At 58.0% G+C, this 19,919-nt stretch carries 23 protein-coding genes; 18 read left to right on the forward strand and 5 right to left on the reverse strand.

The genetic code is table 11. From position 1 onward, the window contains the following. Positions 1 to 62: 62 nt before the first annotated feature. From Q1B13_RS02915 to Q1B13_RS02940, 6 genes are all read left to right on the forward strand, one after another. Positions 63 to 1,193, forward strand: a complete 1,131-nt coding sequence (locus Q1B13_RS02915; RefSeq protein WP_299075702.1) for a bifunctional 2-C-methyl-D-erythritol 4-phosphate cytidylyltransferase/2-C-methyl-D-erythritol 2,4-cyclodiphosphate synthase — start codon at positions 63 to 65, stop codon at positions 1,191 to 1,193. After that, positions 1,190 to 1,687, forward strand: a complete 498-nt coding sequence (locus Q1B13_RS02920; protein ID WP_299075704.1) for a phosphatidylglycerophosphatase A — start codon at positions 1,190 to 1,192, stop codon at positions 1,685 to 1,687. The genes Q1B13_RS02915 and Q1B13_RS02920 overlap by 4 nt, the downstream gene beginning before the upstream one ends. Beyond that, the gene (locus Q1B13_RS02925) at positions 1,684 to 2,160 is read left to right on the forward strand and encodes a CinA family protein (RefSeq protein WP_299075705.1); all 477 of its coding nucleotides are present in this window, start codon (positions 1,684 to 1,686) and stop codon (positions 2,158 to 2,160) included. The genes Q1B13_RS02920 and Q1B13_RS02925 overlap by 4 nt, the downstream gene beginning before the upstream one ends. 201 nt (positions 2,161 to 2,361) lie before the next feature. Beyond that, positions 2,362 to 3,543 carry an ammonium transporter gene (locus tag Q1B13_RS02930; RefSeq protein ID WP_299075707.1) on the forward strand — a complete coding sequence of 394 codons (1,182 nt, stop codon included), beginning with the start codon at positions 2,362 to 2,364 and terminating at the stop codon, positions 3,541 to 3,543. A 142-nt stretch (positions 3,544 to 3,685) separates the two neighbouring features. After that, a complete protein-coding gene (locus tag Q1B13_RS02935; RefSeq protein ID WP_299075710.1) occupies positions 3,686 to 4,363 on the forward strand; it encodes an orotate phosphoribosyltransferase in 678 nt (225 codons plus the stop codon). Between the two features lie 237 nt (positions 4,364 to 4,600). Next, positions 4,601 to 6,091: a replicative DNA helicase gene (locus Q1B13_RS02940; protein ID WP_298934854.1), complete on the forward strand. Its 1,491-nt coding sequence runs from the start codon at positions 4,601 to 4,603 to the stop codon at positions 6,089 to 6,091. Positions 6,092 to 6,109: 18 nt separating this feature from the next. Here Q1B13_RS02940 and Q1B13_RS02945 read toward each other — a convergent pair whose 3' ends face one another. Next, complete coding sequence (locus Q1B13_RS02945) at positions 6,110 to 6,649, reverse strand: GNAT family N-acetyltransferase (protein ID WP_298934853.1); 540 nt, start codon at positions 6,647 to 6,649, stop codon at positions 6,110 to 6,112. Positions 6,650 to 6,966: 317 nt separating this feature from the next. Here Q1B13_RS02945 and alr point away from each other — a divergent pair, with 317 nt between their 5' ends. The 10 genes from alr to Q1B13_RS02995 all read left to right on the forward strand — a co-directional run bounded on the left by alr (position 6,967) and on the right by Q1B13_RS02995 (position 16,040). Next, entirely contained in the window at positions 6,967 to 8,001 is a 1,035-nt protein-coding gene (gene alr / locus Q1B13_RS02950; protein ID WP_299075712.1) for an alanine racemase, read from the forward strand. Further along, positions 7,998 to 8,780: an ABC transporter permease gene (locus tag Q1B13_RS02955; protein WP_120635602.1), complete on the forward strand. Its 783-nt coding sequence runs from the start codon at positions 7,998 to 8,000 to the stop codon at positions 8,778 to 8,780. Before alr ends, Q1B13_RS02955 begins: the two co-directional genes overlap by 4 nt. Continuing rightward, positions 8,777 to 9,523 carry an ABC transporter ATP-binding protein gene (locus Q1B13_RS02960; protein WP_299075716.1) on the forward strand — a complete coding sequence of 249 codons (747 nt, stop codon included), beginning with the start codon at positions 8,777 to 8,779 and terminating at the stop codon, positions 9,521 to 9,523. The genes Q1B13_RS02955 and Q1B13_RS02960 overlap by 4 nt, the downstream gene beginning before the upstream one ends. 47 nt (positions 9,524 to 9,570) lie before the next feature. Next, positions 9,571 to 9,957, forward strand: coding sequence for a hypothetical protein (locus Q1B13_RS02965; protein WP_299075719.1), 387 nt, complete (start codon positions 9,571 to 9,573; stop codon positions 9,955 to 9,957). A 102-nt stretch (positions 9,958 to 10,059) separates the two neighbouring features. After that, positions 10,060 to 10,509, forward strand: coding sequence for a paraquat-inducible protein A (locus tag Q1B13_RS02970; RefSeq protein WP_299075722.1), 450 nt, complete (start codon positions 10,060 to 10,062; stop codon positions 10,507 to 10,509). Between the two features lie 130 nt (positions 10,510 to 10,639). Next, entirely contained in the window at positions 10,640 to 12,004 is a 1,365-nt protein-coding gene (gene radA, locus Q1B13_RS02975; RefSeq protein ID WP_299075728.1) for a DNA repair protein RadA, read from the forward strand. A 42-nt stretch (positions 12,005 to 12,046) separates the two neighbouring features. After that, on the forward strand, positions 12,047 to 12,640 hold the full coding sequence (locus Q1B13_RS02980; protein WP_298934847.1) for a CvpA family protein: 594 nt from the start codon (positions 12,047 to 12,049) through the stop codon (positions 12,638 to 12,640). 657 nt (positions 12,641 to 13,297) lie between these two features. Beyond that, positions 13,298 to 14,821 (forward strand): amidophosphoribosyltransferase, encoded by a 1,524-nt coding sequence (gene purF, locus Q1B13_RS02985; protein ID WP_299075731.1) that lies wholly within the window; start codon positions 13,298 to 13,300, stop codon positions 14,819 to 14,821. Positions 14,822 to 15,104: 283 nt separating this feature from the next. After that, positions 15,105 to 15,353 (forward strand): hypothetical protein, encoded by a 249-nt coding sequence (locus Q1B13_RS02990; RefSeq protein WP_298934845.1) that lies wholly within the window; start codon positions 15,105 to 15,107, stop codon positions 15,351 to 15,353. Between the two features lie 42 nt (positions 15,354 to 15,395). Further along, complete coding sequence (locus Q1B13_RS02995; RefSeq protein ID WP_299075734.1) at positions 15,396 to 16,040, forward strand: SDR family oxidoreductase; 645 nt, start codon at positions 15,396 to 15,398, stop codon at positions 16,038 to 16,040. Positions 16,041 to 16,099: 59 nt separating this feature from the next. On the opposite strand, the gene Q1B13_RS03000 is transcribed toward Q1B13_RS02995, so the two are convergent. The 4 genes from Q1B13_RS03000 to Q1B13_RS03015 all read right to left on the reverse strand — a co-directional run bounded on the left by Q1B13_RS03000 (position 16,100) and on the right by Q1B13_RS03015 (position 18,656). Further along, the gene (locus Q1B13_RS03000; RefSeq protein ID WP_299075737.1) at positions 16,100 to 16,942 is read right to left on the reverse strand and encodes an ATP-binding protein; all 843 of its coding nucleotides are present in this window, start codon (positions 16,940 to 16,942) and stop codon (positions 16,100 to 16,102) included. A 116-nt stretch (positions 16,943 to 17,058) separates the two neighbouring features. After that, positions 17,059 to 17,979, reverse strand: a complete 921-nt coding sequence (locus Q1B13_RS03005) for a twin-arginine translocase subunit TatC (protein ID WP_299075742.1) — start codon at positions 17,977 to 17,979, stop codon at positions 17,059 to 17,061. After that, positions 17,976 to 18,434 (reverse strand): Sec-independent protein translocase protein TatB, encoded by a 459-nt coding sequence (tatB, locus tag Q1B13_RS03010; RefSeq protein ID WP_299075745.1) that lies wholly within the window; start codon positions 18,432 to 18,434, stop codon positions 17,976 to 17,978. Before tatB ends, Q1B13_RS03005 begins: the two co-directional genes overlap by 4 nt. 6 nt (positions 18,435 to 18,440) lie before the next feature. Beyond that, entirely contained in the window at positions 18,441 to 18,656 is a 216-nt protein-coding gene (locus tag Q1B13_RS03015) for a twin-arginine translocase TatA/TatE family subunit (RefSeq protein ID WP_120635614.1), read from the reverse strand. A 221-nt stretch (positions 18,657 to 18,877) separates the two neighbouring features. Between Q1B13_RS03015 and Q1B13_RS03020 the strand changes: the two genes are divergently transcribed. Beyond that, entirely contained in the window at positions 18,878 to 19,183 is a 306-nt protein-coding gene (locus Q1B13_RS03020; protein ID WP_299075748.1) for a hypothetical protein, read from the forward strand. A 30-nt stretch (positions 19,184 to 19,213) separates the two neighbouring features. Then, positions 19,214 to 19,885, forward strand: coding sequence for a YafY family protein (locus tag Q1B13_RS03025; RefSeq protein WP_299075751.1), 672 nt, complete (start codon positions 19,214 to 19,216; stop codon positions 19,883 to 19,885). The last annotated feature ends 34 nt before the right edge of the window (positions 19,886 to 19,919 follow it).

Raw genomic sequence — 19,919 nt, forward strand, 5'->3', positions numbered from 1 at the left:
TGATTGCCTCTGCTTTCACCGCCCCCTAAACAAAGACCAGAGCACAGGAGAACACCCCTAATATGACAACCGCCGCCATCATCGTCGCCGCAGGACGCGGTTTGCGCGCCGGAGGGGATACGCCCAAGCAATGGCGCACGCTGGCGGGACGGCGTGTGGCCGACTGGACCATCGACAGGTTTCGAGGTCACGTGGATCACATCGTATTTGTGCTGTCGCCTGACGACGCGGCCGCATGGGACGAATTCCACAACAACGACCTGATTCTGGCCGAGGGCGGTGATGATCGCGCCGGGTCGGTGCGCAATGGGCTGAACGCCTTGGCAGGCCTAAGGGTGGAAAAAGTTCTGATCCACGACGTGGCCCGGCCTTGCGTCAACACGCGGATCGTACACGATGTTCTTGCGGCACTAGACACCAACGTCGCCGCGGCCCCTGGACTGGCTATAACTGATGCCCTTTGGACCGGTGAGCAGGCAACTGTCACCGGAACGCAGGACCGTTCGGCACTTTATGCTGCGCAAACTCCGCAAGGGTTTCACTATGCCGCCATCGTTGGCGCGCATGCGGCGCATCCCGGCGGGGCGGCGGATGATGTGGAGGTTGCCCGGGCGGCAGATATCCATGTGGCCATCGTGCAAGGTGACGCAGACAATATCAAAATCACCAGACCCGAGGATTTTGCCCGGGCGGAACGCATAATGGGGCTGAACATGGATGTAAGACTGGGCAACGGGTATGACGTGCACCGGTTTGGGGATGGGGATCATGTGATCCTCTGCGGCGTCAAAGTTCCGCATGACCGCAGCCTGCAAGGCCATTCGGACGCGGATGTGGGAATGCATGCTGTGACCGATGCGATCTATGGTGCGTTGGCGCAGGGTGATATCGGCCAGCATTTCCCGCCCTCTGATCCGCAATGGAAAGGCGCCGCTAGTGAAATCTTCCTGCGGCACGCCGTCGAGCTGTGCAAACAGATGGGCTATCGAATTTCGAATGTCGATTGCACGCTGGTGTGCGAGTATCCAAAGATCGGGCCTCATGCGCAGGCCATGCGGGAAGAAATGTCCAGGATCATGGGATTAGACCCCGATCAGGTCTCGATCAAAGCTACAACCTCCGAACGTCTGGGCTTTACCGGGCGCAACGAGGGCATCGCCGCATTGGCCACGGCCTGCTTGGTGAAAACATGAACGTCGCGCAGCTGATCGGAACCGTTTGCGGGGTCGGACACTTGCGTCCCGCACCCGGCACCTGGGGATCACTGGCAGCACTGCCGTTGGCTTGGGTATTGCACATAGTCGGTGGGTTCCCCTTGCTGGTGGTGGCGACATTGGTCGTGTTTTTTGCGGGCCTTTGGGCCACGCGCATCATGACTGAAGGACAGAAAGATCACGACCCCTCAGAGATCGTGATTGATGAGGTTGCGGGCCAGTTCATCGCGCTCTGGGCGATTTCATACCCGTCCTGGGCCCACGGTATCGAGATTACCGCGCTCTGGCCCGGCTGGGTGGCCGGGTTCGTGCTGTTTCGGTTCTTCGACATAATTAAACTCGGTCCGGTAGGTTGGGCAGACCGCCGTGGCGATCCGATGGGCGTTATGCTTGATGACGTCATCGCCGGTGTATTTGCAGCGATCGGCGTTCTAGCCCTAGCTGGCATTGCGCATGGAGTTATGGGCCTGTGACCGCCGCCGATCTTCTTGACCGCGCCAAAGCGCGCAACGTGATGATCGCCACGGCGGAAAGCTGCACAGGTGGTATGGTTGCCGCCGCACTGACGGACATTCCCGGCAGCTCGGCGGTGGTCGAACGCGGGTTCGTCACCTACACGAATAGGGCCAAGCAAGACATGCTGGATGTTCGCGCCGAAACATTGGACACCCATGGCTCTGTGTCAGAAGAGGTAGCGCGTGAAATGGCCGAAGGCGCGGTTCGCCATTCGCAGGCCCAATTGGCCGTTTCAATCACCGGCATCGCCGGACCGGGCGGATCCGAGTTCAAGCCCGAAGGCCGCGTGTGCTTCGGATTGGCGGCCAAAGGACATCCGACGCGGGTCGAGACCATCGAATTTGGCGCGCCGGGTCGTGACGCCGTCCGTCGCGCAGCGCGCGATCACGCGCTGGATCTGCTGTCCGACGGGCTTTCTCTTTTCGCTTAAATTTCTGGCAATCACCCCAAAATGGCGCAAGTTTAATCGCCAGTTAAAAAAAGGCTGCCAAAATAGGCGGTCTTTTGGGGTACTGCCTCTTTTTTCCCCGCTCGTCATTCGCTTCAACCCTGTGCACACCACTCACGAAGTGCCGGTTTGCAACGTGTTTTTGTCGACCGACACACCTGAAGCGAAAGAGGAGAACGGCCCATGAACGGAGCCGATACAGCCTGGATCATCGTCGCAACCGCACTGGTCCTGTTCATGACATTGCCAGGCCTTGCCCTGTTTTACGGCGGCCTGGTCCGGGCCCGAAACGTGCTCAGTGTCTTCATGCATTGCTTTTCCATTGCCTGCCTGATGAGCATTTTGTGGCTGGTCGCGGGTTATTCCATTGCATTTGGTCCGGGTGAGTCCGGCCTTTGGGGTGGCCTGGGCAAGGCATTCCTGAACGGCGTCGACGTTGACAGCCTGTCCGGCACCCTGCCCGAGATACTGTTCTTTGCGTTTCAGATGACATTTGCGATCATCACCCCGGCCTTGATTGTTGGCGCATATGTCGAACGGGTTGGGTTTGGGTTCGTCCTGACGTTTTCGGGCCTTTGGATGTTGCTGTGTTACGCGCCCGTGGTGCACTGGATCTGGGGCGGCGGCATGCTGACCGATGGCGGCATTCTGGGCGAGATTGGCGTGCGGGACTTCGCAGGCGGCATTGTCGTGCACGAAACGGCGGGCATCGCTGCGTTGATCATCGCGGTTGTTCTTGGTCCTCGCCTTAACCGCACGACGCCGCCACATAACCCGGGTTTTGTCATGATCGGGGCAGCGATGTTGTGGGTCGGCTGGTTTGGCTTCAACGGCGGCTCGCAACTGGCAGCCGACGGTGGCGCCGCAATGGCCATGACCGTGACGCATTTGTCGGCGGCCACGGCCTCGCTGACCTGGGCCTTGTGGGAAAAGGTCAGGTTTGGCAAAGCCTCGATGGTGGGGCTTGTCACCGGCACAATCGCTGGTTTGGCCTCAATAACACCCGCCTCTGGCTTTGTTGGGCCGGTCCAGGCGCTGATCATCGGTGGCGTTGCGGGCATCCTGTGTCAGGAGGCCGTGTATGTTATTCGCAACGTCCTTAAAATCGACGACACGCTGGATGTGTTTGCTGTGCACGGGGTCGGCGGCATCTTTGGCACGCTCATGATCGCACTGTTTGGTCTGGGCACATGGACCGCGCAGCTGGGCGGGCTTGTTATCGTGGGTGCCTTTACGGCAGTTGTGACAATTGTGTTGGTCAAGGTGGTTGCACTGATTACGCCGCTTCGCGTAGACGCTGAGACCGAGACAAACGGGCTCGACCTTTCGGTCCACGGAGAGCGCGCCTACGATATGAGCAGCTGAGCCCACCTTAGCCTGCTCTGCCCGCAAGGGCACAAGCGGACCTTTAGGGGTCCGCTTTTCTTTTGCGCCACCCCCTCTCGACTCTGGCCTTGTCGACGGGCTATCAGCCCGCAACGTCACTGCAATCCGCCGAGGTCCCGACATGATCCCCAGTTCATTTCCCGATAGCACCGAAATCGCCCGCCTGACCGCGCGGATGCTGCTGGAGATCAAGGCCGTCCATTTCAATTCCCGCGAACCCTTCACGCTATCCAGCGGTTTGCCCAGCCCGACCTATATCGATTGCCGCAAGCTGATTTCGTACCCGCGCATCCGTTCGACCCTGATGGATTTCCTGACGGTCACTGTGATGCGCGACGTAGGCTTCGAGGCATTCGACAACATCGCAGGCGGTGAAACAGCAGGCATCCCCTTTGCCGCGTTGGTCGCCGAACGCATGGCGCTGCCGATGACGTACGTTCGCAAAAAACCCAAAGGCTACGGTCGCAATGCTCGCATCGAAGGAACGATGGGCGAAGGCGATCGCGTTTTGCTGGTCGAGGACCTGACCACCGATGGCGGATCAAAGCTAAGCTTCGTTGATGCAATCCGGGAAACCGGCGCAACCTGCGGGCACACGGCCGTCATTTTCTATTACGGCATCTTCCCTGAAACCGAGAAAACGCTGGGCGATCACGGGGTTCAATTGCACAGCCTTTGCACATGGTGGGACGTGCTGGCCGAGGCCAAAGCGCAGAAAGCTTTTGATCAGGAAACACTTGATGGCGTCGAAGCCTTCCTGAACGACCCACGCGGCTGGCAAGAGGCGCATAAATCGTAAATTAGTGGCTGTGAGTGGTTTGGGGATATCGGCAGTCCGAATCGTCCCCTTGCGCGCTTATTTAGCTAATTTTCGCCTCACCCCTACCAAATGTTGCGAGAACACTGTTCTCATGACAAGATGGGGCAATGTTATCCCCAATCGGGTGGGCAGTTATCCCGACTTACCCCCATTCATTTGCAGATAGCTTGAACCGGGGCATCACGTGTAGAACCGCCGAATGGCAGCGGGGGCAGTATGAACGAGATCAGCAGTATCGAGCAGGCAGCGGCGCAAATTCAGAACGCCGAAACCATGCCGCATTCCATTGAGGCTGAACAACAGCTTCTGGGTGCGATTCTGACCAATAACGACCTGTATGACCGGGTCGCCTCAATCATTGGGGCGGAACACTTCTATGATCCGGTTCATTCGCGCATTTACGAGGTCGCCGCGACCCGTATCGCCAAGAACGCGCTGGCCTCACCGGTCACGCTGAAATCCTTCATGGCCGAGGATGAAGGCCTGAAGGAACTGGGTGGCCCGGCTTATCTGGTTAAACTCGCCGGTGCCTCGATCAGCGCCTTTGCGGTGCATGACTATGCACAGATGATCTATGATCTCGCCATCCGGCGCGAGCTGATCCGGCTTGGTCGCGATATCTCGGACAAGGCGGCACGTGTTGAAGTGTCCAGCGAACCCAAGGAACAGATCGTCGAGGCCGAACAACAGCTCTACCAACTATCCGAGCAGGGCCAGACCGAACAGGGTTTCCAATCCTTCCTCAAGGCGGTCACAGAAGCCGTTAACGTCACCAACGAGGCCTACCAGCGCGGTGGCGGCATGGCTGGGATTTCCACCGGTCTGGCCGATCTGGACAAACAGCTGGGGGGTTTGCACCCGTCTGACCTGATCATTCTGGCGGGGCGACCGTCGATGGGAAAAACCTCTCTGGCGACCAACGTGGCGTTCAACGTAGCCAAAGCCTATAAGCGCGGGCAGAAGCCGGACGGTAGCGAAGGCGCCGTTGACGGTGGCGTCGTTGGGTTCTTTTCATTGGAGATGAGCGCCGAACAGCTGGCGGGCCGTGTTCTGGCCGAAGCGTCCGAAATTTCGTCGCACAAAATTCGTCAGGGTGACATGACCGAGGCCGAGTTCCGCCGCTTCGTGGACGCCGCCAAAGAACTGGAAGCCTGTCCTCTGTTCATTGACGATACCCCTGCCCTGCCGATCTCGCAGCTGGCCGCCCGGGCGCGGCGATTGAAACGGACCCATGGGCTGGACCTGCTGGTGATCGACTATCTGCAGCTATGCCGCGGTATGGCGGAGAACCGCGTGAACGAGATTGCCGAGATTTCGATGGGCATGAAGGCCATCGCCAAAGAGTTGCAGATTCCGGTGATTGCCCTGTCCCAGCTATCGCGTCAGGTCGAAAACCGCGACGACAAACGCCCACAGCTGTCCGACCTGCGGGAATCAGGCTCGATCGAACAGGACGCCGATGTGGTGATGTTCGTGTACCGCGAGGAATACTACAAAGAACGTGAAAAACCCGGTGACCACGAGCTGGACAAGATGGAAGAGTGGAAGCAGGCCATGGAACGCCTGCATGGCAAGGCCGAAGTGATTGTCGGCAAGCAGCGCCACGGCCCCATCGGGACGGTTGACCTGTCATTCGAGGCGCAATTCACTCGCTTCGGCAATCTGGTCAAGCCCTGGCAGCAAGACGGTCAGGTCGAAGGGTACTGATCACCGTCAATCGGCGTATCACCAAAGCTCCGGCTTGTTCAAAGCCGGAACACAGCGGGACGGGCCCGGCACAGGTGTCAGATCCGACCCATGCAGCGATTGACCCAGCCACCCATGAGGATGGTTCAGCGGAAGTGGCGCAGGTACAACATCCTCAGAAACAGGCATAAATCCGGTTTTTCTGTAATATTCAGGATCACCATAGGTCACCGCGATGTCGAACCCCTTTCCGCGCAGGTCGTCCAATCCATAAGCGATCAGTTTCTGCCCGACCCCTGCCCGCTGCCGATCCGTCCGAACGGCAACCGGTGACAACAAACAGACCAGCCGCGCATCCCCGGCAAACTCAAGCCGTGAAAAGAAGATACACCCAAGCAAGGTACCCTTATCCAACGCGACATAGACAAACAGGTCCGTATCCGGCGTTGTAACCATCAGATCATCGACGAACCCGCGGATGATCTGACCCTCATCGACCCCCTCGGACGCGGAAAAAACGCTTTCGAAAAGGTTTGGAATTTCGACTTCAAACCCCGCATATCCTTCGACGCATTTCATCACATGTTTCCCCGAGTGCAGCGTGTTCTGATCCCGCGAGTTTTAAATCACCTTATGACGTCAACATACAGCCCATAGCGGCCAACAGCGGTCACTTACGATTGGTTGCGTTCCAGCATGATAGAACGACCGGCAATCGCGGTCGGGTTTGATCCCGCTTGGTGCAAAACTATTGGCCGACACATTCGATCAGAATGTCTAAAACCGGGTGAATTAACCCTGTATCAAGCCGGAAGTTGCTTATGACGCACGGAAATCCCCCGATAAACTGCCTCTGCCCCCTTGACCTCGAAGGCTCCGATGTCATGAACAGTGCCATGAGTACCGCGCGTTTAAAAATCAATCTTCAAGCACTCGTCAGCAATTGGCGGGCTCTTGATGCGACCACCGAAGTTGAAACCGCAGCCGTGGTCAAAGCCGACGGCTATGGCCTGGGTGCCGGGCCGGTTTCATCCGCACTGGCCGAAGAAGGCGTGCGCACGTTCTTCGTGGCCGTGGCCGAAGAAGGCGCCGACGTGCGTAAGGCTGTAGGTCCCGGCCCGATGATCGAGGTTTTCTCGGGTCATATGGAAGGCGACACTGATCTGCTGCGGGCCCATGACCTGACACCGCTGATCAATTCCCCGGAACAGTTTCAGCGCCATTTGCAAGCGTTGCCCGACCATCCGTTTGGTATCCAACTGGACAGCGGAATGAACCGTCTGGGGCTTGAGCCTGGTGATTGGGCCGAACTGCGTGAAAAGATCAAGGCATTGAACCCCCGCCTTGTGATATCGCATCTGGCCTGTGCAGACGAACCTGATCATCCGATGAACCAGCAACAGCTCAAGACGTTTCGCGAGATGACCGAAGGCGTGTCAGCACCCCGGTCTCTGGCGGCAACGGGCGGCATTCTGTTGGGCTCTGCGTTTCACTTTGATCTCTGCCGTCCGGGCATCGGGCTGTATGGCGGGTTGCCGTTTGCAGGGGCCAAACCTGTCACAACCATCGATCTGCCGGTCATCCAAGTGCGCGCCGTCGAAGTCGGTGAAACCGTTGGCTACGGCAACACCTGGACCGCGCGGCGTCCGTCGCGCATTGCAACCGTTGCGGCGGGTTATGCCGACGGTCTGCACCGTGCTATCGGTGGTGGAATCGACACCTTTTCGGGCGATCAGCCCTGTCCGGTTGTCGGGCGCATCTCGATGGACTTGATCACCGTGGACGTCACCGATCTGCCCCACGACCCGGATCACCTGCGCATCCTGAACGGCCATCAGACCGTGGATGATCTGGCCGAAGCCGCTGGCACCATCGGTTATGAAATCCTGACCTCGATCGGCCAACGCTATTCACGGGGTTACGTGGAATGACGCCTGTTGCAATGCTGGGTGGATTGGGCCGCGCGGTCCTCGGCTTGCTGGCCGCATTCGGGCGTGTGGCCTTGTTTGCGCTAGACGCCATTTCCCACATCATCCGCCCCCCGTTTTACCCGCGAGAATTCGGTCTGGCCCTGCTGAACATAGGCTGGCTGTCGCTGCCGGTTGTTGGCCTGACCGCGATCTTCACCGGCGGCGCCCTGGCATTGCAAATCTATGCAGGCGGTGCCCGTTTCAATGCCGAGGCCGTGGTGCCCCAGATCGTGGCCATCGGCATGGTGCGCGAGCTTGGACCGGTGCTGGTTGGACTGATGATCGCCGCACGCGTGACCTCATCCATCGCGGCCGAGATAGCGACTATGAAAGTGACCGAACAGATCGACGCGCTGGTCACCCTCTCGACCCATCCGATGAAGTACCTCACGGCCCCGCGTGTGCTGGCGGCGGTGATCACTGTGCCCGCACTGGTCGCGGTCGGTGACGTCATCGGCATTGCCGGAGGCTACACGGTCGCCACCCAGAACCTGGGCTTCAATCCTGCGACCTACCTTAAGAATACAGTCGATTTCCTTGAACTGCGCGACATCGTCTCGTCCCTGGTCAAAGGTGCTGCGTTTGGTCTGATCGCCGCCATCATGGGCTGCTATTACGGCATGTCCTCGGGTCGCGGCGCACAGGGTGTTGGCCGCGCCACCAAGGGCTCGGTCGAAGCCGCCGCCGTGCTGATCCTCGCCGCCAACTTCGTTCTCACAGGGGTGTTCTTCTCGCTATGATACGGATGGAGAACGTACATAAAGCCTTCGGTGACAACCGCGTCCTGCAAGGCATGAACCTAGAGATTCCCAAGGGCACGTCGATGGTCATCATTGGCGGCTCGGGCACCGGAAAATCCGTGGCGTTGAAATGTATTCTGGGCCTGATCACCCCGGACAGCGGCAAAATCCTGGTCGATGGCAAAGACGCGCAATCCGGTGACCGCGACGCGTTTCTGGCCCGGTTCGGGATGTTGTTTCAGGGCGGCGCACTGTTTGATTCTCTACCCGTCTGGCAGAACGTCGCCTTCCGCCTGCTACGCGGCTCGCTGAAACGCCCTACGGACGAAGCCCGCGAAATCGCCATCGAGAAACTGCGCCGCGTCGGTCTGAAATCCGACGTCGCCGACCGTTTCCCGGCTGAACTGTCGGGCGGCATGCAAAAACGCGTCGGCCTTGCGCGCGCCATCGCCGCCGAACCCGAGATCATCTTTTTCGACGAACCCACCACCGGCCTCGACCCGATCATGTCCGGCGTCATCAACGACCTGATCCGCGAGATTGTGACCGAGATGGGCGCCACCGCGATGACCATCACCCACGACATGAGCTCGGTCCGCGCCATCGCCGACAATGTCGCGATGCTGCACGCAGGCGTGATCCAGTGGACCGGGCCCGTTACTCAGATGGATGCGTCGGGTGATCCCTATGTGGAGCAGTTCATCAGCGGGAGTGCTGAGGGGCCGATTGAGGCGGTGCGTTGAATTCTCAACTCCATAGAATTATTGGCTAAAAATTCGCGGGACGAGCAATGGTATTCCTTCTTTTGCTAGTTCTTTTTGTTCCGGTAATAGCTGTATGGACTTCGGTCTCGCTGGGAACAAAAATTAGAAAAAATACGCCGTTTCAAAGACTTGGATGCATTCTGATTTGGGTGCCTGTTCTCAGCTTCGTTTGGAACACTGTTTTTGCAATTGCCCTATTTTACATGCCCGAGCTTCCAGAACCTGTCAAAGAACTGATATTTTATGGCAAATGGTTGGGGTACTTTATTTTTTTTGAAGTTTTTCTTGGCCCTGTTGTGACCGTCGGCGTTGCAGCAATTGCCATTCACAAGAGACTCTACGTCATTCATAGTCTCCTAACGATCCTCTTTTGCATTCTAGTGATTTGGTGGTTCTTTTCGCTTCTGTCCTAGTTGCATCGCCATCCAAGGGCTTGAGATCTATCAAACTCCAAAACTAGACAGCCAATTCAAATTGACGCTTGGAATCCTGATTTTAATAACCAATGTAGGCACATGCTCCGCCTCGCCACCCTTTCCCTGCTGATCCTCTACCCCATCGCGTGGTTCGCCCCGCTGATGCGCGCCGGGTTCCTTCCGATCTTTGGCCTTTCAGAGATCAGCGTCATCACCGGCCTTCAGTCCCTGTGGAAATCCGACGTCTTCCTCGCACTGGTCGTCACCATCTTCGCGCTCTTCGCCCCCTATATCAAAACCATCGGCACCGCCCTGATCCAATGGAACCTGCTGGACGCCCGTGTCCAACCCGCACTGAACATCCTCGGCAAACTGGCCATGGCCGACATCTTCCTAATCGCGCTTTACATCACATTGGCCAAGGGAATCTCATACGCGACAATCGAAACAGCATGGGGTCTATACCTGTTCACACTCTGCATCCTGGCGTCGATCCTTCTGGGCTACCTGACAGAACGCCAAAGCAAATCCAGCGACGCTCCGGTTTAACCAACGCGACGGCGCGTCAGCGCCCGCCGCACCCGATGGCCCGCAGGCCTGAGGACGCGGCGCGCCACCGGCGGTGAGGAAAGCCCGCAAGGGCTTGAAGAACCGCCCATCCTCGGGCACCAAGGGCGCCATGGCAAAGACGACAACTTTCTCCTGCTCGGCCTGCGGCGCGACACATACCCGCTGGTCCGGGCGTTGTGACGGCTGCGGCGAATGGAACACCATCATACAGAACGCACCGCTATCAGCGGGCCCGGCCAAAAAGTCCTTGGGTGGAAAGCGCGGTCAGTCCATTGTCCTGTCCGATCTGGCGACCGAAGAAGCCCCGCCACCACGCACCTTGTGTGGCGTGGACGAACTCGACCGCGTGCTGGGGGGTGGTCTGGTGCCGGCCTCGGCCCTTCTGGTCGGCGGTGATCCCGGGATCGGGAAATCGACCCTGCTGCTGCAAGCTGCCGCGCGGTTTGCCCGGGCTGGCGTCAAAACCATCTATGTCTCGGGCGAAGAGGCCAGCGCTCAGGTTCGGATGCGCGCCCGGCGTCTTGGGCTCGAGGACGCGCCGGTGCAACTGGCAGCCGAAACCAACCTGCGCGATATCCTGACCACGCTTGAGGCCGAGAAACCCGGCCTCGCTATTATCGATTCGATCCAGACCATGTGGGCCGACAATGTCGACAGTGCCCCCGGCTCGGTGTCACAAGTTCGTGCGGCAGCGCATGAATTGACCACGTTTGCAAAACGACACGGGGTGTCGATCATCATGGTTGGTCACGTCACCAAGGAAGGCCAGATCGCAGGGCCCCGCGTTGTCGAACATATGGTCGACACCGTGCTCTATTTCGAAGGCGAACGCGGCCACCAGTTCCGCATCCTGCGCGCCGTCAAGAACCGTTTTGGTCCGGCGGACGAGATCGGAGTGTTCGAGATGACCGGCAAGGGGTTGGCTCAGGTCACCAATCCCTCTGCACTTTTCCTGTCCGAACGCGGCACACCAAGCCCGGGGTCTGCTGTATTCGCAGGGATCGAAGGCACCCGGCCCGTACTGGTGGAACTACAGGCCCTTGTTGCCCCATCGCCGCATTCGCAACCCCGCCGCACCGTTGTAGGCTGGGACAGCGGGCGGTTGGCGATGATCCTCGCGGTGCTCGAAGCCCGCTGCGGGATTCCCTTTGCCGGGCTTGATGTGTATCTCAACGTTGCCGGCGGGTTGAAAATTGGCGAACCTGCAGCCGATCTGGCAGTGGCCGCCGCACTATTGAGCGCGCGCGAAGACACGGCCCTGCCCGCTGATACCGTTGTTTTTGGAGAAATCTCGCTATCTGGGGCACTTAGACCGGCCCCGCAGACCGAAAACAGGTTGAAAGAAGCGCAAAAACTTGGTTTCACAGCTGCGATTGCTCCGGCAGGTGGCAAAACCGGCACTGTGGCAGGTCTGACACTCACCCGACCCTCTGATTTGGTGGGGTTTGTTGGCGAAACCTTCGGAGCAGGTTAAGGTCGCGCCCTGAGGGGCAGAAAAAAAGAACAGGCGAGGGCCATGGAAGGTTTTACAATTATTGACGGGGTGGTCGCCCTGATCATCGTTCTGTCGGGCCTGCTGGCCTATTCGCGCGGGTTCATGCGCGAAGTCATGGCCATCATAGGCTGGGTCGCGGCCGCCGTTCTGGCGTTCATTTTCGCGCCACAAGCGGTACCGCTGGTCAAGGAAATCCCGGTGGTTGGAGATTTCCTGCGCGACAGCTGTGAATTGTCGGTGATCACCGGTTTCGCTGCCGTCTTTGCAATCGCCCTGATCGTGGTCAGCATCTTCACACCGCTGTTTTCCTCGCTGGTGCAGCGCTCGGCGCTTGGCGGGCTGGATCAGGCGCTGGGGTTCTTCTTCGGTATTGCCAGGGGCATCCTGTTGGTGGCCATCGCCTTCTTTGTGTACGACACCGTAATGACCGGGCAGTCTTATACGATCGTTGACGAAAGCCGCTCGGCCAAAGTGTTCGAACAGTTCAGCTCGCAAATCGAAGAGCAGAACCCAGAACAAGCTCTGGGCTGGGTGACACAACAGTATGAAGAGCTGGTGGCAAGCTGTACCGCTGGTACCGAGGCACCTGCCGAAGCGGCACCCTCCGATAGCTGATTACGCAAGTTCACAAGTTTGTATCTAAGCCCGGCGTTTGACCGGGCTTTTTCTTGCGCAGCGCTCAGACGAAGCCTTCTCCGCCGCAGACAGTGCAACGGCTTGATTTCACCCCGAAACACCCATCACAACGGCTGCTGATCGGCTTGCCATAAACATCGCGGCTTTTGATCACTTCACCCGTCCCGTTGCAAATCTGACAGGGCGCCCGCCCCATACCCTGGCACCGATGGCAGCGCCGCTTGGGCTTTTCTTCTTTGCGATAGGTAGGTTTGTTTTGCCACATACTCGAACCCTGCCTGCGACTCTGGAATAAGAATTGCACCGACGCATCAACATGACAGCATATATGTTTGCGCATGTCACCAACCTCGTGCTGTGTCTTTGCCGAACACAAATATGACCTGCGGCAATAGGTGTTTGTGATCCTTTGATGACAGCGCCGCTGTTAGGCAGTATGTGGAACCCAACCCGTCACGGAATCGGAGCCGCCGATCTTGTTCTTTCTGTATTCATTTGCCGCCGCGGCTATGATGTTCGCCTATTTGGCGTCAAGAACAGCAGAAATCACACGCTATGCGCCCTCGATGCAAATGATCCGATCCCGGCGGCCAGTCAAACCTCGCGTCAAAAAATCATAGAAGTTGGAGCCCGTACATGTGTGGGATTTTGGGGATCGCAAGCCGGACACATGATGTCTTTGCGGAAATCTATGATGGGCTGTTGATGTTGCAGCACCGCGGCCAGGACGCCTCGGGTATCGTTACTTACAATGGCGAATTTTTCCGCGAGAAAAAATCCAACGGTCTGGTGAAGGACGTCTTCAATGCCAGCGATGCCGAGACTCTTATGGGCAAAATCGGCATGGGCCATGTCCGCTATCCAACAGCAGGATCGCTCAGCGCGTCTGAGGCGCAGCCGTTCTTCGTGAACGCGCCCTACGGCATCTATCTGGTTCACAACGGCAACATCACCAACACCGCCGCGCAGCGCGAGAAGGTCACCGGCAAGTACAGTCGCCACCTGCGGACTACGTCGGATTCCGAAATTCTACTAAACGTGATGGCCGATAAAGTCGCCGATGCGATCAAGGTCAATGGCAACGCCGACCCGATCCGCAACATCTTTGCTGGGGTCAAAATGACCATGGAACGTGTTCAGGGCGCCTATTCGGTGATCTGTCTGGTGGCCGGCGTCGGGATGCTGGCCTTCCGCGATCCTTATGGCATTCGCCCCCTGTCAGTTGCCAAGCGAGAGGTCGACGGCGCAGGCGACGACTATGCATTTGCGTCCGAGGACGTAGCATTTGGCATCAACGGCTTTGACAAGCTGCGCGACGTCAAGCCGGGTGAGGCCATCCTGATTGATCTGGACGGCAACATGCACACGTTCCAGGCGGTCGACGGTCAGTTGACACCTTGTATCTTTGAATACGTCTATCTGGCGCGTCCGGATTCGATGCTGGACGGTGTATCCGTTTACAAAACCCAAATGCGCATGGGCCAGACGCTGGCACGCCAGATTGAGGCCGCAGGGCTTGAGATCGATCGGATCATACCGGTCCCTGACAGCGCCCGCCCTGTGGCACTGGAAGTCGCCAAGGCCACCGGCATTTCGTATCGGGAAGGTCTGGTCAAGAACCGCTATGTCGGACGGACCTTCATCATGCCGGGCCAGGAAGAACGCCAGAAATCCGTACGACGCAAACTAAACGCGGTTCCGTTGGAGTTCAAAGACCACAATGTCTTGCTGATCGACGATTCGATCGTGCGCGGCAACACAATCAAAAAGATCGTTCAGATGTGCCGGGAAGCAGGTGCTAAGAAAGTTTACGTCGCCAGCGCCTCACCGCCGGTGAAATATCCAAATGTCTACGGCATCGACATGCCGACAAAACACGAATTGATCGCAAACGGTAAAGACATCGAAGAGATCCGCGAAGAACTGGGCGCAGACGCCCTGTTCTATCAGCATCTGGACGATCTGATCTGGGCCGCCAAAGAAGGCAATCCTGACATCGAGGCATTTGACTGTTCGTGTTTTGACGGCGAATACATCACCGGCAGTGTCAGCCCGGATTATCTGGACAGCCTGGAAAACAGCACCCGCGTCAGCAAAAAGCGGGAGGATATGCAAGTTCCGGGCGGGTCGTGGAATGCAGCCAAGCTCGCCTCGGGTTGATCACCGGCATCGACAGGCGGTCTCGACCCGAATCGCGATGCGTTTGGACATCTAGTGCCGCGGCATGTATTGCCGGTGTCGCCTGACCATTTGCCGTCACCGGTAGAAATCCGCGCACGATGCCATCCAGAATATGACGGTTTAGCAAGGGGTTCCAGAAAGCCCGTGTCACATGAGATTTTGCGACGCTGCGGCAGTCTTTTGTTCCCTTATCCTGTTTGATAGCCGGCGCCTGACCACCACTCACCAAAAAGGGGTTGGGCCCCTGCCCTGACCGCATTTCATGTCAAACGCCACTGTCAAAAGCGCGGCCACTCAAAAGGGCGCGTTGAAAAAGAATTCGGTCTCGGTTCTGGGGATATTTGGGCCGAAAGCTGACCTGCATGCTCTGATGCGACTGTCATCCGGCCGTGTGAAAGAGGTGAAAACCGGCAGCCGGGTCGCCTCGGGCACGGTGGTTGCCATCGACGAACATGGCATCATGCTGCGACAAAGCGGCCAAACCAAGCGGATCGCCATCCCCGGCAGCTAATCGCATCTTGACGCCCCGCGTGCGGCGGGTCAAACCGCAGTCATGACCGATCAGATCAAAATCGCCCTTGTCACAGGGGCTTCTCGCGGATTGGGTGCAGCCTTGGCCGAGGCGCTGGTGCCCGACTATCACGTCGTCGCCGTGGCCCGCACAACCGGTGGGCTGGAAGAGCTGGACGACCGCATTCAGGCCAAAGGTGGCTCGGCCACTCTGGCGCCGATGGACATCACGGACCCCAACGCCATGGCGACCCTGTGCCGTGGCATTCATGATCGTTGGGGCAAGATCGATCTGTGGCTGCATACCGCAATCCATACCTCGGCCCTTACGCCTGCGCATTTTGTCGACCCCAAGGAATGGACCAAGGCGATCAATACAAATGCCAATGCCACGTCGATCCTGATCCCGTATGTTGCACCACTTTTGGGTGAGGCCGGGCATGCCGTATTCTTTGACGACCCCAAAGCCGGAGAGAAATTCTACGGCATTTACGGTGCGACCAAAGCGACCCAGATGGCCCTGGCGCGCAGCTGGGCAGCTGAAACCGAGCGCACCGGACCTAGGGTTTCGATCGTCGAACCTGCGCCTATGCCCACGGCAGTACGGGCCCGGTTTCATCCCGGTGAAGACCGTGATGCACTGACCAGCACGTCGGACGCAGCCGCGCAAGTTCTCGCTCAGATTTAGGAATGGTCTTTCGGGCCATGCCTCCGGCGGGGATATTTTTTGCCAGATGAAGCGGCGCGTTATGCGATATAGACGCCGTTGCGACCTGCCAGGTCGACAAAAAACTGCCAGGCGACGCGGCCTGAGCGCGCGCCGCGCGTGGCTTGCCATTCAATGGCTTCAGCCCGCAGCATTTCCGCATCGACAGTAACGCCATAAGCCGCGCAGTAGCGGTCGATCATGGCCAGATATTCGTCCTGATCACAGGGGTGGAAGCCTAACCACAGGCCAAAACGATCCGACAGCGATACTTTTTCCTCGACCGCCTCGGACGGGTTGATCGCGCTGGAGCGTTCGTTTTCGATCATGTCCCTTGGCATCAGGTGGCGGCGGTTAGAGGTAGCGTAGAACACCACATTCTCGGGTCGGCCCTCGATGCCGCCATCCAGAACCGCTTTGAGCGATTTATAGTGCTGGTCATCATGGCTGAAAGACAGGTCATCGCAAAACAGGATGAACCTGTGCGGCGCGGCGCGCAGGTGGTTTAGCAAGCGCGCGACCGAGCCCATATCTTCGCGCTGCAGCTCCACCAGTTTCAGGTCAGGATGATCCGCGTGCAACGTGCCATGAACCGCCTTCACTAGGCTGGATTTCCCCATCCCCCGCGCGCCCCAAAGCAGCGCGTTGTTGGCCTTGAAGCCAGTTGCGAACCGACGCGTGTTATCCAGCAGAGTATCCCGCGACCGATTGATGCCCACCAGCAAGTCCAGATCGACCCGATTGACCTGCGCAACCGGCACCAGCCGATCTGGATCCACGTGCCATACAAAAGCCGAAGCGGCGTTGAAATCGGGCGCGGCCAGAGGTGCTGGTGCCATACGCTCCAACGCGTCGGCAATACGATTCAGGGCTTGATCGTCCATCGGTTCCTCCGGAGTATTTCGCAGGGTTTCAATCATGTTCCGTCCCGCGCAACAAGGGCTGCACATGAAAAAGGCGCGCCAAACAAGGGCGCGCCTGATCCAATTTCACAAGCACATTACTTGTCGTCTTCGAAGTCCTGCATCAGGTCATCGTCTGCCTCGGCTTCGTCGTCGTAATAACCGTCGGCACGCAGTTTTTCTTCGCGCTTCTTCTCGACACGTGCCACCAGGAAGATGGAGACCTCGTACAGACCATAGACCACGACAAACAGGATGATCTGAGTGATCACATCTGGCGGTGTGACCAGCGCAGCCAAGACAAGGATGCCTACCATCGCGTATTTTCGAACGCTGCCCAGGCCTTCGGCACTGACCAGCCCGGCTTTGCCCATAAGGGTCAGCAACACTGGCAACTGGAAACACAGGCCAAACGCAATGATGAATTTGAGTGTGATGTCCAAGGACTCGTTGACCTTGCCAAAGAAGGTGATTTTCACGCCTTCAGCGGTTTCAGGGACAACAACGATTTCTTCAGGTACATCGCCACTTGTGGCTGACAGCAGGTTGGCGAAAATCGAGCTGACATCTGCAAAGCCCAAAAAGAACTGCATCGCCAAGGGCGTAACGACAAACTGCGCAAAGGATGCGCCCAGCAGGAACATAAACGGTGACGCGACAAGAAAGGGCATGAAAGCACCCTTTTCAGACTTGTAAAGCCCCGGTGCCACAAAGCGCCACAACTGGTACGAGATCACCGGGAACGCCAGCGCAAACCCGAACACCATCGAGATCCTGAACAGCGTGAACAAGTATTCCTGAGGCGACGTATATTGCAGCGTCGGCGCAGGATCACCCAGGGCACGCAGCGTTGCCTCGATCGGTTGCACCAAAAACTGCAAGATCGGTTCGGCCACCGTGAACGCGACGATGATGCCAATAACAAACGCGATGACGGACCGGATCAGCCGCGTGCGCAGTTCGGCCAGATGTTCAATCAAAGGGGCCGAGGAATCCTCGATTTCGTCGGTCTTGCTCATGTTTTGCTTTCAGTGTTCAGCGCGGCTTCGGCCTCTTCTGCCTTTGCCAGTGCGTCAGCAGCTTCTTTGGCCTTGCGTTCGGCCGCAGCACGGGCCGTCGTGGCCTGAATTTTCTTGGCCTGTTCTGCCCGTTCGGCCGCAAGCTTGCCAGTTTCGCTGTCTGGATCGAACTTGGTTGGATCGATGCTTTTGGCCATATCTTGCGCGGCCTCTTTCACGCCGTCCATCGCGCTCCCGACCGGGTTGGTCGCGGCATTCAGCCCCTTTTTGATCTCATTCACGCCGGCCTCATCAGCCGCATCGTTCATCGCCGAGCTGAATTCACGCGCCATGCCCCGCGCCTTGCCAACCCATCGGCCGACATTGCGGAACAACACCGGCAAGTCTTTCGGCCCGACCACAATCAGGGCGACGACGCCGATGACCAGAAGCTCGGTCATGCCCAGATCAAACATTGGGAATTAGACCTTGTCTTTTTCGGTTTCCGGCGTGACGTCCTTGGCCAGTTCCGAGGCTTCCTGTTCGCCCTCTTCCACGCCTTCTTTAACACCCTTCTTGAACGAAGTGATGCCTTTGCCGACTTCGCCCATCAGCGAACTGATTTTTCCGCGTCCAAACAGGACCAGAACCACAACTGCGATGAGCAGGATGCCGGGTAAACCGATATTGTTAAGCATGTCTTTTCTCCTAGTGCGTCGACGCTAAGCGCGCCGGAAATCTGTTTTCGCGTTGTGTTTACGACCCAAAGCGCTCTGCAGAAAGAGATCTGAGGCATTGGATGGCCCGAAATTGATGAGTTTGGGCATTTTCTAAGGGCTCGCCTTTTTCAACTGACAGGTTTATGTCAGTTGATGGTGGCTAGGTCTAGGGCATCTAAACCCAGTCAACGGAGACTCAGATGACCCAAGTCGCAGAAATTGTAACATTCAAGCTGGCCAATGGCACCACCTCGGAAGAGTTCGTGAAACTCAGTCAGGCCTCGGAAGAGTTCGTGCGTTCAGCGCCCGGCTTTATGCACCGTCAGCTCAGTCTGGGCGAGGAAGGTCAATGGACCGATTATGTGATTTGGCAGGACATGCAGTCCGCGAAAGATGCCGCCGCGCAATTCCCGGAGCAGAATTTTGCCTCGGCCCTGATGGCCACTATGCAGCCAGACAGCGTTCAGGTCAGACATGAGCATGTGCTATGGAATATGACATCGTAACGGACAGGGCGGCGCGCCCGAGGAAAGCAAATGCGCCGCACTGATCGACTGTTTGATATCATTCAGATCCTGCGCGACGGCAAATTACACCGCGCGCAGGACATTGCAGACCGGCTTGAGGTGTCGGTCCGCACGATCTATCGCGACATGGACACGTTGGTTGCTTCGGGCGTTCCGGTCGAGGGCGAGCGTGGTGTGGGATATATGGTGCGCGAGCAGATCACCCTGCCCCCGCTGAACCTGACACCCGCCGAGCTTGAAGCGCTGAATCTGGGCATGGCCATTGTGGCCGAGGCAGCTGATCCCGACCTAAAGGCGGCTGCGGGGTCGCTTGCCGACAAGATCGATTCTGTGCTGCCGACACAGGTCGTGGCCGAGGCCGATACCTGGAAATTCGCCGTCTATCCCTCTGCAGATGCCGCGCGTGGTCTGGCTCATATGGCCCCGATCCGAGCGGCGATCAAATCCCGTCAAAAACTACGCTTGTCCTATCGCCGTATCGACGGTGTTCTGACAGATCGAGTTATCCGCCCCCTGCATATGGAATACTGGGGGCGAGTCTGGACGCTGACCGCCTGGTGCGAGTTGCGAGAAGGCTTTCGCGTGTTCCGTATCGACCTGACCGAAACCGTCACACCTATGCCCGAAGTCTTTGCGGACGAGCCAGGAAAACGGTTGAGTGACTATGACCCAACCGCCTGATGCCGCGTGATTTCCTTCGAAGCTTTATCAGCGA

This window comes from uncultured Ruegeria sp. (assembly GCF_947489545.1).
Classification (GTDB): Bacteria; Pseudomonadota; Alphaproteobacteria; order Rhodobacterales; family Rhodobacteraceae; genus Ruegeria.

Coding starts and splice junctions, on each gene's coding strand:
- Q1B13_RS02915 (WP_299075702.1), top strand. CDS start 63: ATGACAACCGCCGCCATCATCGTCGCCGCAGGACGCGGTTTGCGCGCC.
- Q1B13_RS02920 (WP_299075704.1), top strand. CDS start 1,190: ATGAACGTCGCGCAGCTGATCGGAACCGTTTGCGGGGTCGGACACTTG.
- Q1B13_RS02930 (WP_299075707.1), top strand. CDS start 2,362: ATGAACGGAGCCGATACAGCCTGGATCATCGTCGCAACCGCACTGGTC.
- Q1B13_RS02935 (WP_299075710.1), top strand. CDS start 3,686: ATGATCCCCAGTTCATTTCCCGATAGCACCGAAATCGCCCGCCTGACC.
- Q1B13_RS02940 (WP_298934854.1), top strand. CDS start 4,601: ATGAACGAGATCAGCAGTATCGAGCAGGCAGCGGCGCAAATTCAGAAC.
- Q1B13_RS02945 (WP_298934853.1), bottom strand. CDS start 6,649: ATGAAATGCGTCGAAGGATATGCGGGGTTTGAAGTCGAAATTCCAAAC.
- alr (WP_299075712.1), top strand. CDS start 6,967: ATGAGTACCGCGCGTTTAAAAATCAATCTTCAAGCACTCGTCAGCAAT.
- Q1B13_RS02955 (WP_120635602.1), top strand. CDS start 7,998: ATGACGCCTGTTGCAATGCTGGGTGGATTGGGCCGCGCGGTCCTCGGC.
- Q1B13_RS02960 (WP_299075716.1), top strand. CDS start 8,777: ATGATACGGATGGAGAACGTACATAAAGCCTTCGGTGACAACCGCGTC.
- Q1B13_RS02965 (WP_299075719.1), top strand. CDS start 9,571: ATGGTATTCCTTCTTTTGCTAGTTCTTTTTGTTCCGGTAATAGCTGTA.
- Q1B13_RS02970 (WP_299075722.1), top strand. CDS start 10,060: ATGCTCCGCCTCGCCACCCTTTCCCTGCTGATCCTCTACCCCATCGCG.
- radA (WP_299075728.1), top strand. CDS start 10,640: ATGGCAAAGACGACAACTTTCTCCTGCTCGGCCTGCGGCGCGACACAT.
- Q1B13_RS02980 (WP_298934847.1), top strand. CDS start 12,047: ATGGAAGGTTTTACAATTATTGACGGGGTGGTCGCCCTGATCATCGTT.
- purF (WP_299075731.1), top strand. CDS start 13,298: ATGTGTGGGATTTTGGGGATCGCAAGCCGGACACATGATGTCTTTGCG.
- Q1B13_RS02990 (WP_298934845.1), top strand. CDS start 15,105: ATGTCAAACGCCACTGTCAAAAGCGCGGCCACTCAAAAGGGCGCGTTG.
- Q1B13_RS02995 (WP_299075734.1), top strand. CDS start 15,396: ATGACCGATCAGATCAAAATCGCCCTTGTCACAGGGGCTTCTCGCGGA.
- Q1B13_RS03000 (WP_299075737.1), bottom strand. CDS start 16,942: ATGGACGATCAAGCCCTGAATCGTATTGCCGACGCGTTGGAGCGTATG.
- Q1B13_RS03005 (WP_299075742.1), bottom strand. CDS start 17,979: ATGAGCAAGACCGACGAAATCGAGGATTCCTCGGCCCCTTTGATTGAA.
- tatB (WP_299075745.1), bottom strand. CDS start 18,434: ATGTTTGATCTGGGCATGACCGAGCTTCTGGTCATCGGCGTCGTCGCC.
- Q1B13_RS03015 (WP_120635614.1), bottom strand. CDS start 18,656: ATGCTTAACAATATCGGTTTACCCGGCATCCTGCTCATCGCAGTTGTG.
- Q1B13_RS03020 (WP_299075748.1), top strand. CDS start 18,878: ATGACCCAAGTCGCAGAAATTGTAACATTCAAGCTGGCCAATGGCACC.
- Q1B13_RS03025 (WP_299075751.1), top strand. CDS start 19,214: ATGCGCCGCACTGATCGACTGTTTGATATCATTCAGATCCTGCGCGAC.